This window comes from Shimia thalassica, from assembly GCF_001458215.1.
In the GTDB taxonomy this organism is placed as follows: Bacteria; Pseudomonadota; Alphaproteobacteria; order Rhodobacterales; family Rhodobacteraceae; genus Shimia; species Shimia thalassica.
On record NZ_CYTW01000001.1, the window covers coordinates 296,663 to 311,689 of the forward strand.

General features: G+C 52.8%; 7 protein-coding genes. All 7 read left to right on the plus strand.

The genetic code is table 11. From position 1 onward, the window contains the following. Nucleotides 1-111 precede the first annotated feature (111 nt). The 7 genes from PH7735_RS01385 to PH7735_RS01415 all read left to right on the plus strand — a co-directional run bounded on the left by PH7735_RS01385 (nt 112) and on the right by PH7735_RS01415 (nt 14,437). On the plus strand, nt 112-1,518 hold the full coding sequence (locus PH7735_RS01385) for a Wadjet anti-phage system protein JetA family protein (RefSeq protein WP_058309548.1): 1,407 nt from the start codon (nt 112-114) through the stop codon (nt 1,516-1,518). After that, on the plus strand, nt 1,515-2,357 hold the full coding sequence (locus PH7735_RS01390; protein ID WP_058309549.1) for a DUF4194 domain-containing protein: 843 nt from the start codon (nt 1,515-1,517) through the stop codon (nt 2,355-2,357). The genes PH7735_RS01385 and PH7735_RS01390 overlap by 4 nt, the downstream gene beginning before the upstream one ends. Next, nucleotides 2,350-5,952: an SbcC/MukB-like Walker B domain-containing protein gene (locus PH7735_RS01395; protein WP_058309550.1), complete on the plus strand. Its 3,603-nt coding sequence runs from the start codon at nt 2,350-2,352 to the stop codon at nt 5,950-5,952. Before PH7735_RS01390 ends, PH7735_RS01395 begins: the two co-directional genes overlap by 8 nt. Then, nucleotides 5,949-7,124 (plus strand): Wadjet anti-phage system protein JetD domain-containing protein, encoded by a 1,176-nt coding sequence (locus PH7735_RS01400; protein WP_058309551.1) that lies wholly within the window; start codon nt 5,949-5,951, stop codon nt 7,122-7,124. Before PH7735_RS01395 ends, PH7735_RS01400 begins: the two co-directional genes overlap by 4 nt. 179 nt (nt 7,125-7,303) lie before the next feature. Next, the gene (locus PH7735_RS01405; RefSeq protein ID WP_058309552.1) at nt 7,304-8,284 is read left to right on the plus strand and encodes a helix-turn-helix transcriptional regulator; all 981 of its coding nucleotides are present in this window, start codon (nt 7,304-7,306) and stop codon (nt 8,282-8,284) included. 412 nt (nt 8,285-8,696) lie between these two features. Beyond that, on the plus strand, nt 8,697-11,237 hold the full coding sequence (locus PH7735_RS01410; RefSeq protein ID WP_058309553.1) for a PD-(D/E)XK nuclease family protein: 2,541 nt from the start codon (nt 8,697-8,699) through the stop codon (nt 11,235-11,237). A 2-nt stretch (nt 11,238-11,239) separates the two neighbouring features. After that, entirely contained in the window at nt 11,240-14,437 is a 3,198-nt protein-coding gene (locus PH7735_RS01415) for a UvrD-helicase domain-containing protein (RefSeq protein WP_058309554.1), read from the plus strand. Nucleotides 14,438-15,027 lie beyond the last annotated feature (590 nt).

Here is a 15,027-nt window from a genome sequence, read left to right on the forward strand (position 1 = left end):
TTTGGTTTTAGTTGGGTCGTCAGGGTGTGACAGGTTTTGACACCCTCAAATGTCAAATCAGGTGAGCGCGTAGTAACAGGCCGCGTCACTACGATTAGAAGAGGGTAACGGATGGTTGCTTCGATATTCGGTTCTTTGGAGCCAAGTCAGTTCAGGATCTTCAGCACCGAAAACGCAACCTTCTATGCGGACTTGGTCGAATACCTTGCAACCGAGGTGTTTCGCTTTGCGGCGGAAACCATTCGCAAGAAACAGGTTCAGCGCGCCATTGAAGACTTCATCCTGGCACGTGAATGGCAAGCCAGCCTCTCCAGCGAAGAAGGTCTCCTAGATGGGCCGGTACATTACGCGGTCTACCGCCACCTTGTGAAATCCAAGTGGCTGGAGGAAGGCCGGGATGGCCTCAGAACCGTTGTTGACCTCAACAGTGAAGCGCGCCTTCTGCTTCAAGCATTACTGGACATCAAATCCGGAAAGGTTCGCTCCTTTGGCGGGGAAGTCCTTCAGGTGAAAACCCTGATAGACGCAGTTCGTCGCGACCCGGAAAGCACATCAGAGAACTTGACCTGGGCAGGTGCGCACGCTGAGCGCTTCATGACCAATCTACGAGCAATTGTTGGCGCTATGCGCAAGGTCGAGCAGAGTATGAAGGGTCAGTCCAGTGTATCCGGCATGATGGACGCTTTCTTCCACAACTACATCACCGATAATTACATCGCGGACTTCAGAAAGCTCCGCGGTGAAAACAGCCCCTACCGGTTTCGCCATGACCTCGTTGAAGATGTACGCGCCATGATGGAAGACGCCCTTCTTATCAACGTGCTTTCCTCGGCCTTTGTTCGCGAAGGCCGAGCCCCCTCTCTGGAGGAGGCTGAAGACAACATCATCAACTCTCTGAGTACGATTTCAGAGGTCTTCAGCAGTATCGACAGCCACATCGATATGATCGAGGCAACCAACTCTCGTATCGAGCGGCGCGTACTCAACATCAATCGCTTCCTTAGCCGCATGGGGGATGACCAGACAGGTCAATTTATCGATGCCGCCAAGCGTCTGGGGCGGTCGAAGCTTACCAGTAAATGTAAGCTTCCAGTCAGATATGACGTAATGGATGTGCTTCCTCATTATGACCGCGGCTCGCTGCATAAATCACGGCCACCACGAAAGATCCCGGCGCCGGTCATCGCAAGAAAGCGTATGAAGGATCCAGCCTTAGTGGCCTATGAGGCCGCCAAGCGTCACTATATTGATCGGACACGGGTCAACCCAGATCGGGTTCGGCAATTCCTTGATGTCAAAATGGGCAAGGAGATTTCTATTCGGGCATCTGACATCAAGATTGGCTCTTTGGATGAGTTCTTCATTTTTGAACGCCTGTTGATCATCAAGACGATCTTCCCCGATGACCTTAAAGAAGTAGAGATCAAGCGGCTCCCAACTCCACTTCAGAACGAGTGGATTAGTTGTTCCGATTTCGAAATTAAAAAACGCGCCGAAACATTGGAGATTTCACAATGATGATGCTGGATGACTTCGAGCGCGCTCTCGACCGCGAAATCAAGTACCGCCAACAAGGAGGCGACAATATAACGAAGGATGACGATGACCTAATCGTTGAACAGTTCCAGAAAGCAGCCCGCCAACTCATTGAGCGGCAGGTTCTACATGCTGATGACCGCCATAAAAGCGTCTACCGTCTAATCTGTCGGCACGAACCCTACTTCGACCGCCTCATGCATGGGCTGGGCTACGTCCTCCTGATTGACTCGATCTACGAATACATCATCGTGATGCCGGGCAACGTCGATGGCGCCACACGACGCGGAAAACTTAAAAAAGACGAAAGCCTCCTTCTTTTGACGTTGCGCATCATGTGGGAAGAAAGCTCCCGCGACGGTGAAATGGATGATCTTGGTCGCATCCTGATCGATACCGACTCCCTGCTTGATCGCCTGACCACACTGGGTGGCGGAAACACCCCGAGTAAATCCCGCCTCAAGGAAATGATGGATCTTTGGCGAACCAAGGGGTTTGTCCGGATTGGCGAGGAAGATCGTGAAGAGGAGATCATCCCGGTCACGATTATGCCGGCAATCAAACATCTGGTTACACCTGACCTCGTGAAGGAGATCGAGATCTTCCTGGATGCCGAGGACCCTGAAAGCGATGTCTTCGTAAACATCGAGAAGAACCGCGTCGCGGCTGAAGATGCTGTTCGACAGAAAGCTCTGAACACCTCAAAAAAAGAAGAGGTCCTAGAGACTAACTTCTTCGACGACCTGCATGCCGACATTCCCCAAGAAGAAGACACCCAGATGAGCAACTCCAAGGTTGCCGAGGAGATGCCTGATGTTTGAGCTCAAGCGTATCAGCGTGATGAACTGGAACCTCCTCGATCTGGAGGATATCGAAATTGACGGCATCACAGCCATCATCGGAATGATGGGATCCGGCAAATCGACACTTCTGGATGCCATTCAAACCGTGAAGACGGGTAATCAGGTATCAAAGCTGAGTCTCAACCGGGCCGCCAGTTCGATTAAATCGACCCGCTCGGTCAAGGAATACTGCCTGGGTGTTACAGAAGACACCATCCGTCTTGGTGTGACTAGGGATGCCTGTCACAGCATGCTTGTCCTGAGCTATCGAGATGACAAACTGAATGCGGAATGCGCGGTCGGCATCACGATGTTTGCCGATAAGGATGAACCTCGTGAGCACACCACCTGTCGCTTCATCGCAGAGGGCACGATGTTCTCCTTTGAGGAGTTTGCAGACCGGGAAGCAGATGGCACGCTTGTCGTTGATAGCCCGGAGATTATCCTGGAGCGCGTTCGCGAAAAATCAGGTCGTGGATACTCGGTGCACAACAACTCTGCCAAAGGCTTTATCGAGAACTACTTGCGCGCGATGCGCCCTAAAGGCGCCACTCCCAATGCGGATGACTACATCCGTCGTTTCCGCAATGCCATCGCGTTTCAGGAAATCAAGGATCCGACAGATTTTGTGCGGACTTTCGTTCTGGATGAGGATCCCATCCAAACTGATCGACTGCGTTCCAACCTTCAAACCTGGGATGAGATCTCAGATTCACTGGAGACACTGAAAAAGAAGATCGGTGACGCGCGCTCTTTGCGTGCTGCCTACGCAAGCGAAGCAGAGTCGATTTTCACAACCCAGGAGAACGCCTATCAGGCAGCCTGGTCCAAAGCGCAGATCTCCGAAATCAAAAGCGAAGAAGCCAGAGGTAAAGCGCGCCAGGCCGATGTTGACCTGGCTGATCTCTCTCAAGAGCGGTCTCGTGTTGACCAAAAAATTGAACGTGAAGAGGCCGCTCGAGAGGCAAAAAGAGAGCAGCACATGGCCTCCAGCTACACTCAATCGCAGGCGGTTGCAGAAGCCAGGATCGCCAGTCAGGAAAAGGATGTCAAAATCTCCGCTGGCAAGCTCAAGGGAATTCTGGAGCAGGGAGCATCGTTGCGTAACATCGATGATTTGAAGCGCTTTCTGCCTGCATCGGCGGGCTGTATGAAGATTGCAGCTGAGCGTCTGGAGCAAATTCGACGAGAATTTACCGGCTCTGGAACCCTACCTGTAGATACTGCTGAGATCTCCAAGCTCATTACGACCGTAAGTGACACTGAGAGAGTTGTTGCCTCGCTGAACGCTCAATACGAAGACATGGTTGTTGAGCAGCGAAAGACTGAAGATCAACGTTCCGAAAAACTGCGCCAACTGCGGTCTCGTGAGCAGGGTGGAAAGGGCATGGATCAACAGGTTCAAGACTTCATCGAGTATCTTGTTGAGGAAGGTATCGTTGCTGAAGCCCTACCTATGATGGTGGAGGTCACTCCAGGCATGGAAGACTGGGTACGAGCACTTGAGACACGGCTTGGAGCCTTCAAGCAGGCAGTCTATGTCGATCCGAAAAACTTTGACCAGGCTTATCAAATTCTTCGGAACCGCAAACAGGCTACCGGCCGCGGGTATGAGCGCGAACACCGCAACTGGAAGGTTCGCCTGATCAACACGCAAAAGCTCGCACGCGGCAAGGGGTTACGCAATGCAGCATCCAATGCCATCGTTTCGATCCTTGAGACAGACAATGACCTGATCAGAAAGTTCTTGGACTCGCAGTTCGGCGGGACAGTAATGGTCGATACGCTCGCCGAGCTGAAGCAGCAGTCGGACGCAATCATGAAGGACGGATCCCAAAGCCAAGGGTTCTCTGTTCGCGTGAACCGGATGGGTTCTCCTATTCTGGGCAGGGTTGCCCAAGAAAGCCTCATGTATGAACTCCAGACACAGGTTCAGGATCTGACATCGCAAATCGAACGTCGCAAGACTGACATCCAAAGACTGAAGAGTGGGGCCTCGATTTTCCATTCAGTTGGTCAACTCGATCCAGGGGCCGCCGGGGCTTTTATTGGTGAAATCGAAGAGGGCATCAAGACCCTCAAAAACCTCGAAAATGAGCGTGATGCAGAGCTTTCAGATGATGAGCGTGAGCTGATTGCTGACATCAAAACACATGGCGCGAACATCAATCAGCTCAAGATATACAGAGATGGAGATCTCGAGGATCGCAAGAATAAGCTGATCAGAGAGCAGGCGAGGGCGAGCGAAAAGGTCCGTGAGGAAGACAGTGCTCGTGCGCGGCATCAGGCTGAGTGCGATAACCTTGCAGAGGTCGACAAGGGCCCGGAAAATATGCGGTGGCGGAATGCCCTCTATCATATGGACCACCCTGCAAGGGGTCGCTCCATCGCGGCGCTGACCGCTCGCCTTGGTCAAATCTCCAGGCAGGATGAAGCCTGGCACATCGACAACATTGAGAGGCTTCGCAAGGAAAAACGTGAAGAGCTTGATGCCAATAGTGAAGCTGCGGGGCGCCGAGCTCGCCGGATGCGCGGCATTGCCACCTATTTGTCTGAATATGGCGAGGACATCGAACTTGCAAAGAAGTCTGCGCCCGACATTCTGAACTGGCTGGTGTCCCACGTTCTCCACATGGAAGACAATGAACTTCTAAAGTATCAGACTCAGATCGAAGAGTTTCGGAAGATTACCCGTCGGGAGGTGCGCGAGGTTTTCATGACCAAGCTCAATGACAACCTCAAGATCGCCCTTTCTGAAATGCGCAAGCTGAACAAGCGTATCCGGCGCCACAAGTTCGAAGGCATGACCTATGTCTTTGACTGGAAGATCGATCCGACCATGAAACCCCTCTACCAGATGGCAAAGCGGGTCTCGGACGAGGCAGACAAGGCGGGAACACTCCTCATGGAGGGTGGAGACGAAGTTCTGAACGAGGCAGTTGAGATCATTCGTGAGATCTTCAAATCTGAAGAAGGCGCCGCCAAATTCGAGGACTATCGACAGTACTTCGAATTTGAACTGGTGATGACCCGAGACGAGGTCACTGATGCCGATATCGACAATCAAGGTGTTGATGGCCTGAAGACAGACATCGCCGTGACAGGCAACCTGACGGATCGGATCGGCAAAGGCTCAGGTGGGCAGAAGCAAACACCCTACTATGTCGCTATCGCTGCATCTATGGCCGCGGCCTATTATCCAAATGCGCGACCGGGCGAAAGCATGGGCATGGGACTCGTCTGCTTTGATGAGGCCTTCAATAAGCTTGATATCCGCAGCACGCAGGAGCTCATTCGCCTCTACCGCGACCTGGATCTGCAAATTTTGATTGCCGCTCCAGAAGAGAAGCGGACCAGTTTCATGGAAGTGGCCGATACCATCGTCACTATCTCCAAAGCCCCAGGCGCCCCGGAACTCTTCATTGATGTGGAGAGGATCGGCGAAAAGACAAAAGACGAGCTGCGCAAAGCCAACCCAGAACACGTTGGAATCGCTGGCTTCCGTCAGAACGTGCTATCTGGCTACATCGGCCAGATGGCACCCAACAATGCTTCAACGGAGCCTGCTGAATGAGCGCGAGAAAGCGACATCAGGTTGCAGGAGAGTTGTTCGCCAAACTTCTTGACCGTTACGAGGCGGCAGAGCGGGATGGGCGACTAGGACCAAAGATTAGAGAGTTCGTATTCCAGGCGTTCCGAGATCCCGCCAAGCAAAAGCGGTTTCAGGAAGCTGTTCAGCACGCCCAACGCATCGGGGCTGTCCATGTCGAAATGGGCAATGGTGACCTCTCTCACTTGATGAAATGTGTAGTCCTGGCTGATGCCGATGTGCTCTACAAAATGACTGGTCGCCAACCAAAGGCAGGCAAGCTGACAGGCGCCAAGGGGGCTATGGAGAGCTTCTTAGGCACTTTGCCTGATAAACATCGAAGACATGCCACACAGGCCATGGAGAGACTTCTGGAGCATTGGGAACTTAACAAGCGCCCACACCGTTTGAGCGAAGATAACCTTCCGCCCGTCAAAGAATACCTCAAAGCCTACGGAGCCGCGCTCTCTAAAGATGTGACAGATGGTCGAGACCTGCGAACATACTCCAGGGTGGAGTGTGGTGACTCCAAGTTGATCGAGCGTCAACTAACACGGATCATGGCTGAACTCCGGGCAATCGAGTTTTATGGAGCCGATGTTGAAGACGACATGATCCGATCAGACTTAGGGCTGGAGAAGTTTCCCCATCTTGTTCAGTTCACGGCTGACATTCCATTTTCCCTGGCGCATTTTGAAAAAAAATTACACATGGGAATCCATCCCTCCATCATCGAAACGCTTGAAGTCACCCCGCTGCGTGCTCTCGTAACCATTGAAAACTACGCAAGCTTCAATCGCTATATCGCAGAGGCTATGGCTCCAAATACGGCCGTCCTGTACACAGGTGGCTGGCCGGGCTCAGGTGAGAAACAACTGATCGCCAAACTTTCGGAGCATGTTAGTCAAGGCGTATTTCATTGGGGTGACATCGACATGGCTGGCGCCGCCATTGCGGATGCAGTGGCACGCAGTTCCAAGGCGCCCGTTTTCCTACATCAAATGTCACCTGATCTGGCGCGTGAGCATGGTCAGCCTCGCATCGCCAAGGCAATCTCTGTTTCGAGGAATTCTCCAGCAAGTGAACTGATTTTATGGCTTTCTTGCGAAGGTGCCTTCACCTTAGAGCAGGAAGAGCTGGACCCAGTGCCGGTCTGAAACGCAAATTACGCTGATCTTCGCACGGCATAATTGCGCGCAAAACACTCGATCCAAAATCTGGTTGCATTGCCGGCCTTTAAGGCGAAAAACAACTTGCAATTCAATTAGGGGCTGTCTTTCAGTATAGTTGCATTGCCCAGTTTTTCGCGGGCGTAGTACCAATGGGGGCGAGGCAAATGTCTTTTGAGAAGGCGCGAGACATCCTGCGATTGGCTGACATGGCTATGTCGCGACATATGGGTGTCAGCCTGAGAGACATTGAAGAAGAATTTGGTGTCGCAAGGCGTACAGCACAGAGAATGACGCAAGCGCTGCATGAGATTTTCGGCGATAGCGTATCTGTTGAAGATTCCGATTCTGACATGATCCGACGATGGAAGATGAAGTCGACGGTTCTGGCCGGGTTGCATCTGAATGGAGCGGAGGAATTGGAGGCAATTGAAGTTGCTCTGGCTCGCCTCAATGAACCCGGCGACGTAAGGCAAAGACAGGCTTTGCAGGCGTTGCGGGACCGGCTTTTGGCGGCGCTACCGTCCACAAAGGCACGAATAGCGGAGATAGATGCAGAAACAGCTCTAGAAGCCTATGGTATGGCTGCGCGGCCGGGGCCTGTTGCACGTGCAGATCGCGGTGTTGTTGAGGCGATTGCAGAGGCGATCCGAGGCTTCAACGTGATGCGCATCGTCTACGGTCAGGAAGTACGGCTAGTGGAGCCTTATGGTGTTCTTCTGGGCGCGCGCCGTTATCTTGTGGCCCGGCAACCAGCCAAAGGACAGAACTTACGCCATTTTCGGCTGGATCGGATCGAAAGTGCTGAGGTGACGGAAGGCTGGTTCGAGCGGTCTCCGGATTTCGATCTCTCGAGTTATGCGGAGGCTGCGTTTGGCTCTTTTCACAACCCCGATCAAGTTCGCGACGTGGTCTGGCTTTTTAGTGAAGCAGCAGCTGACCGAGCTGAGAGCTGGCAATTTCACCCGAAACAGGTCGCCAAACGGCTGAGCGATGGTCGACTCGAAGTGCGGTTTCGAGCAGGGGGATGGCTCGAAATGACATGGCACCTCTACAAGTGGGGGGATGATGTCGAGGTTGTCGCACCAAAGGAGTTACGAGATCTTGTGCATGTAGTGCGCCGTTCTGATTTCGAGGCGCTACCATAAGTTTGTTTCTATTTTGTTCCGCTCGTCAAGTTTTGAGTTTGGAATTGGCCGCAGGGATATGACAGATTTTGACACCCCTGGGTGTCAAATAAGTACGGTGCTTAGGGGCAGGCTTAGTCCATTCGATTCGATGGGGGTAACGTGATGGTTGGTTTTAAATTTGTTCATACGTCAGATTTGCACTTGGGAAACGGGTTCGGAACGATAACGGAGGAGTTGCGTGGCCGGCTTATTGAGGCTCGTCATGGAGTGGTGATGCGTTTGGTGGAAGTAGCTCGAGGCCATGGCGCACAACGCATTATGGCTTTTACGGGCGTGCCTGTTACCTCTTTGGCGAGTGCCGGCAGAGATCAAAAAGGGGCGAGCCAATAGGGTAATGCGGATTGAATGAAAACAGAAATTTGGGGTAATCATGACATTTGAGTGGTCGAATTTTCAAACTCAACACCCATTAACCGGGGCGTGGCGGACTCTTACACCTGACCTTTTGGCTGAGGCCTATTTAGTGCCCAAAAGGTGTGAGCCGGATTGGGATAGAGCGCTTTCAAAACCAGACGCACCGTGGGCCGCAAGCTATGCGAAAATTCCCGAACAAGTTCGGCCGGTTGTAGAGAGCGCGTATCAAACTCTTTTGTCTGCGACACACGACGCCGATTTGGAAAATCTAAATCTGGGCAAGCTGCCTCCCTCCCGCGCTCGCAGCCACATCGAAGCCCTGCGGCAAATCGGCACCGACCTAGGAACCCTCCCGTCGGGTTTCTCGACAGTGCGCCACATTTTAAGTGGTGGCACCTCACTTGAAACTTTCCCCATGTGCCCGCCGCCCCCAGATGGTTTTGCAACTCCGCTGGAGTGCGCGCTTCACAAAACACTCTCGGAGCGCTTTGGCACAGCACCCTCAAGACCTTTGGTAGAGGCGCTTGCAACGCCTGGCACAGCCCTCCGGCATATTCAGGACAACCTCACTCTCTCGACTTCCCCTGCCATCCAAGACCTCACAACTCGCTTTTTAACGGTTAGAGACCGCGCCTCAGAGGCTGACTTGGCAGCTGCAATGGTGCGAAGGCTCTTGGATGACAATGTATCCCTTCAGGACATCTCTCTATTGGTGCCTGATGCGAGTTATCCAACGATGTTTTTGCAAACCTCGTTTGAAGCAAACGGCATTCCTATTTCCGGGCAGACCGAGGCGGCATCACGCGACCTTGAAACAGAAGCTTTGTGGTTGCTTGTTCAAGCTGCCCAACCGGCACCCCCTCCAATGGTCCTTGCATCCCTCTGCATATCTCCTTTGATGCCTTGGTCGGTCTCCGAAGGACGAAAGTTCGCAAGATCCATAATCGAGTATGGCGGCAAAACCGCACCGGAGAGCCTGAAGACTGTGATTGGTCAACGCCCGGCATCGTATCGCAGCTTGCTTGCCCGCCTTTCAGGTTTCTTTGATGTTGCGCCCGCTCTCGACGGAGCGAAAAAGAGACTGGGCGCGCTATGCAATTCGAAACGGAACACGAATTTCGACATTGAAGACTTGTTGAGAGATTTGAAACCCCACCCTTCGCCTCAATCAAATGCGCAAAGGATGGTCGAGGCTGTCAACATCTGGTTCGGAGACAGGGAACCAAGGAAGCCCACGCGACATCTCATTGTTTTGGGTTTCTCTGGGGCATCCTACCCGGCAAACGTCGGAACTAGTCCATTTTTCTTGGACAGCGAATTGCGGCTGATTGAAGAGACAACTGGTTTGCGCATCCTGACTCGCAGCGAGCGTTTGCATCGCAACCTCGCGCGGTTTTTGCGTCACCTTAGAACCACCTCAGACAATGTGTTGTTTGTTATGCCACAGCGTGATCTGGATGGGAAAAAAAGGCCTCAAGCACCTGCTTTCTCGCTTCTCAAACGTGCCCTCGTACCTGCATCGAACGGCAGTTTGGAGACACGTTTGGGAACGGTGCCACTGGAGGCGTGGCCATGCCGCGCGTCCCTATCAGATCCAAAGCCGGCACAGCCTGTCGCCTTGCCAAAGGACGGCCTTTTACACATGGGTCGGGACGTTCTTCGGACCCGAAAGGACGACAATGGGGTTATGAAGCGCCAATCGCCGAGTCGGCTTGAAACCATGTTGGTAAGTCCACTTGTTTGGGTGATGAATGAAGCGGGTGCCTCTCAAGTCGATTGGTCACCGTCCAAAATGGATGTTTTGGTTCAAGGTAGCTTGTTTCATGCTGTTCTTGAGCTCTGCTTCCCCGCTGGAGAACCTATCCCTGATGAGAGTGCTATACGAGCCCGTTTCGACGAGTCCTTTGATAAAGCTATGCTGCGAGAGGCGCCTTTCCTTCAAGAGCCCACTTGGAAAGTTGAAGCAGCCAGTCATCGGGCCGATGCCCTTAAAATCGTTCTGCATTGGCGCGAGCGACTGGAGAGCTTGAAAGCGAATATCTTGGCAAACGAGCAGTTCCTCGAAGGTTCTGCTCTGGGACTCCGGCTCAATGGTTTCGCTGACAGCCTCATTGAACTATCAGACAAACAGGTCATGGTCGTCGATTTCAAAGCGTCGAAATCCGACGGTCGAAGGGAGCGGATGGAAAAAGGATGGGACCTGCAAGTCGCTCTCTATCAGCACATGATCGCAGGCGCCGAGAATGAAGCAACCCAACAACTGAATGATCGTCAAACCGATCTGGCCATGGCATATCACCTTTTAAGAGACGGTGTGACGCTTTCGCATGGCGTTGCGTCACCCGTGCCAGGGCTGGAAGCGGTCGATGCTGATATATCGATCAAAGCTCTGGAAAAGCTCACCCATACAATCGCGCAACTTGGCGGTGGCACGATTCAGCTTAGCAGAGTCTCTGACGCTGAAACTTTCAAAAAGGAAAGCGGGATCGAGCCATACGCCCTAAAAGACAATTCTGTCGCGCTGGCATTGTCTCTCATCGATGAGGGTGAGGATTGACGATGGCGAAAGACTTCAAGATCATTCCCGCAAATGCTGGCGCAGGAAAGACCTACTTCCTGACGGAAACGCTGGCGGACTGGCTTTCGTCAAAAGAGGTGCGTCCGCAGAAAGTCCTGGCGGTCACATATACTGAAGCCGCCGCAGCCGAGCTACGCGAGCGTGTGAGAGCCCGTTTGCTCTCCGAAGGTATGGTCGACGAGACGCTTCTGCTCGACACAGCTTACATTTCGACCATCCACGGGTTGGGTCAACGACTGCTGAGCGAAAATGCATTTGCGTTTGGCGGATCTCCGTCTCCACGCTTGATTGAAGAGGCGGAAGCGGATTTCCTTATTCGACGCGCCTTGGCGTCTTCTGATGCGTTTAGCGAGATTTATGCCGATTTGGCCCGCTACGGTTTCTCATATAAGCCTCAGGCTGGGTCCGCCGAAGACCAATTTCGCTCACTTGTGCGCAAGACAATCGATCAGCTGCGTGCACTGGGAACCTCCGGTCAACGCTTGGGCATAGCTGCCGAGTCCGTTTTAGAACTGAAAGACATCTATGGAGCCGTAGAAATTGATGGTTCGCAGATAGAAGAAACTCTGCACGATGCCGTATGTCGGTTGCTTGACGAATTCCCGCAATCATTGGAACAGTCCCACGGCAGCAGTGCCGCTGCTAAGAAGGCCTTTCGAGCCAACTACGACGCCCTTAGCAGGGCTCGCAAGTGTGATGACCTGAGCCGGAACTGGAAGCTCTGGAAGGAGCTGCGAGCTCTGCGCCTCTCCGTCAGAGGCAACCCCACGCCGCAAGGCTATGATACGCTCGCACAAGCTGTGATGGTTGCAGCAGAGGGTATCTTGCGTCACCCTGGCCCTTTGGCTGACGCTTCGCGCCTCCTCGATATTGTCGTGATGGGCAGTCAAAGCATCATCGACGATTACTCAGTCGCCAAACAGAAAATTGGTGCGGTGGATTATGCCGACATGGTGTCCGGCGCGGAAAGGCTCTTGCGGGAGAACCCCGAGGTGCTGTCGGCGGTAGTTGGGGAAGTCGGCTGCGTTGTAATCGACGAATTCCAAGACACGAATCCTGTGCAATTTGCGTTCCTTTGGATGCTCGCTCAGCGAGCACCAAAAACCATTCTTGTTGGTGACGCAAAGCAATCAATCATGGGGTTCCAAGGCGCTGACGTGCGCCTCACAGAGGCACTTGTGACCCAGAACGCTGAAGCCGTCGAACGCCTGCCCAAAAACTGGCGTAGCAGCTCCGAACTCGTGCGGTTCTTCAACGCATTTTCCAAAGGCCTCTTTGGAGAAGAGTATCATCCTGTTGTTGCCTCTCGTTCCCAAGAGGACATCCAATTTCTTGAAATTCTGTCCTGCCCGAACACGCGTGGATCTCGAAAGGACAAGGCTCGTCCTTATCACAACGTCGCCATGCGGATTGATGCAATGCTCAGTGATTGTACTCTTATTGTGGATCCGAAAAACGAAAATTTGCGGCCCGCTATCGAAGAAGACATCGCGGTTCTCTGTACCTCTCACGCACAGATGGCCAACTACGCCAATGCACTACGGGCTCTAGGTATAGCAGTACAGATGGAACAAGCCGGCTGGCACGATAGCCCGGTGATCCAGCTAGCTCGTCACGCCATCGCGTTCGCAGCTGACCCCTCTGACGGTTACGCTGCACTAGGATGGTTGACCCTCGGGCCAACTCGGATGGATGTGGAAATCGCACTTCAGCAACTGACCGAAGGCACACTTTGCTCATCTTCGGCTCTGGAACCCTTGAGGACGCTGAGTGCAGAAGCGTCTTCGCAAACAACAGAAACCTTTGTAGCCAAAGTTCTAAACGCGACGGCTCTAATGGCTTGGTGCAAGGATCAGCCCAACTGCGAGCGGCTTGTCGCAGATCTTTTGCGCCTCCATCAGGAAGCGAAGATTTTTTCTGACCTGGACTGCGAGTTGCTTTCCGCCGAAGGTTTTTTCGGCAAATCTCCGTCCGTATTTCTAGGATGGCTTCTGGACCGCAAAGATCAGGCAGGCGCAAACGCGCGCCCCAGTCCTGACTCGGGCACTGGAAAAGGTGTCGAGCTCGTCACCTGGTTCAGCGCGAAAGGTCGAGAATGGCCCATCGTTTTCGTTTGTCAGTTGGACGAGAAGTTTGCCGCTCGCGCAGGTGAGATGAAATCGGACTTCTCCAACTTTGCAGACTTATCCAATGTGCTCGCGACAGCGCGACTTTCATACTTTCCAAAACTGGACATCAAAGAAAAAACGGAGGCATTCAAGGATCACCATCGCCCAAAAGATGAAATGACAGCAAGACGTCAGCTCTATGTCGCGATGACACGCGCAAGAGATCGATTGGTTCTGGAATGGCCAGAGGCATCGATTGGCAAAACGTCCGCTGGAGAAGACCGTTCTTTCGTAGATCTCTTTTTGGAGGAAGCTGACATCGAGATTCAGATGAGCGAAATGCGCGTGGGAACTGAACGCTTCTCAATTGGTCAGACCATTGGCGTCAAAGTGAAACCAGAGATTTTCGATTCTCCCGTCGAGGCCGCGGTGGAAACCCAAAGACGCTTTGACGCTTCAGGTGCAGCACTTCCTACACCAAACACACCATGGCGCCAGCAACCTTCCGGACTTGAGCAAGAGTTCGAGACCATGAAAGTGGAAGTGGAGGACTTCGAAATCGCAAAGGGAGTGAGGGGTCTTGAATTTGAAAGCGCAACCGAGCGCGGAACCGCCGCACATTTAGCCCTTCGAGCTTTTCTGCAAGAGCCAGACATTGATCCTCAAAGGGTGTCAGCCGCATCTAAGATACCGCTAGACAAAGTCGTCGAGTTGCAGGCTTACGCAAGTGAATTGGCTGCCTGGCTGAAGAACCGAGGATATGAGCGTATCCATCTTGAACTACCTCTTCAGTTTGTTGCTTCGAGCGGTGCGGAGATCAACGCGATAGTCGACTGCCTCGCAGAAGGCCCCGATGGATATCTGATTTTAGACCATAAAACAGGCGCTGTGGCTGAAACCGGCAAACGGTTCGCACACTATCTTCAGCAACTTGAAGCCTACGCGAAGTTGGTCGGCGCGATTTTCCAGCAGAAACCAGTCACGAAGTTGGCGATCAATTGGGTTGACGAGGGAAAAGTTAGCCTCGCTGCCGCATCTGCTGAAGCGAAGACTAGAAGTATCTCGTTCTAAAGTTGGAATATTTAAGAGTACTAAAACAACCCTCAGCTCGACGCGGAACCCGTTTTAAAAGCGGCTGTCACTGGGACACAGATGTACTTAGACGCAGGGTATTCGTTTTTGCGGCGAAGCTCTGAAACCAAAAAGAAAATTCACGATCAGAGGTTTGCGCTCTTTAGTCGATTATTAAGGCAGGTAGCCTCGCAGGAACGCCTCTCAGCTGAAAGGGAGCGAGAAATGCATATCGATCAAAACGTTCGTTTGCGCGCAAGAGCGTTTGTGGATCGAGGGTTCCGAACCCGACTTGCGCGTCTAAAGAGGAATTCCGCTCATGCCTGAAGACTGCGAACGCGAAATCCGCAAGTTGAGTTCTGCGAACATCACGGCCATTCAATTTTCATCCGCCCCGAATTTCAATGGAAATCCAAAGAACTTGTACTCGGGGCAGGCTGCGGATCTTCGCCTCACTGGGCGAGCGAGTTGGAGGCGTTTCAGTCCAAACGGTCATGATATCCAAAAAGAATGGCCGATCTTCGAAAGCAAAGCTGCGCAAAAAAATTTATTTGTGCGATACGGCGGGAACCACTTGAAGGATCCCGGCT

Coding starts and splice junctions, on each gene's coding strand:
- PH7735_RS01405 (WP_058309552.1), top strand. CDS start 7,304: ATGTCTTTTGAGAAGGCGCGAGACATCCTGCGATTGGCTGACATGGCT.
- PH7735_RS01410 (WP_058309553.1), top strand. CDS start 8,697: ATGACATTTGAGTGGTCGAATTTTCAAACTCAACACCCATTAACCGGG.
- PH7735_RS01415 (WP_058309554.1), top strand. CDS start 11,240: ATGGCGAAAGACTTCAAGATCATTCCCGCAAATGCTGGCGCAGGAAAG.
- PH7735_RS01390 (WP_058309549.1), top strand. CDS start 1,515: ATGATGATGCTGGATGACTTCGAGCGCGCTCTCGACCGCGAAATCAAG.
- PH7735_RS01385 (WP_058309548.1), top strand. CDS start 112: ATGGTTGCTTCGATATTCGGTTCTTTGGAGCCAAGTCAGTTCAGGATC.
- PH7735_RS01400 (WP_058309551.1), top strand. CDS start 5,949: ATGAGCGCGAGAAAGCGACATCAGGTTGCAGGAGAGTTGTTCGCCAAA.
- PH7735_RS01395 (WP_058309550.1), top strand. CDS start 2,350: ATGTTTGAGCTCAAGCGTATCAGCGTGATGAACTGGAACCTCCTCGAT.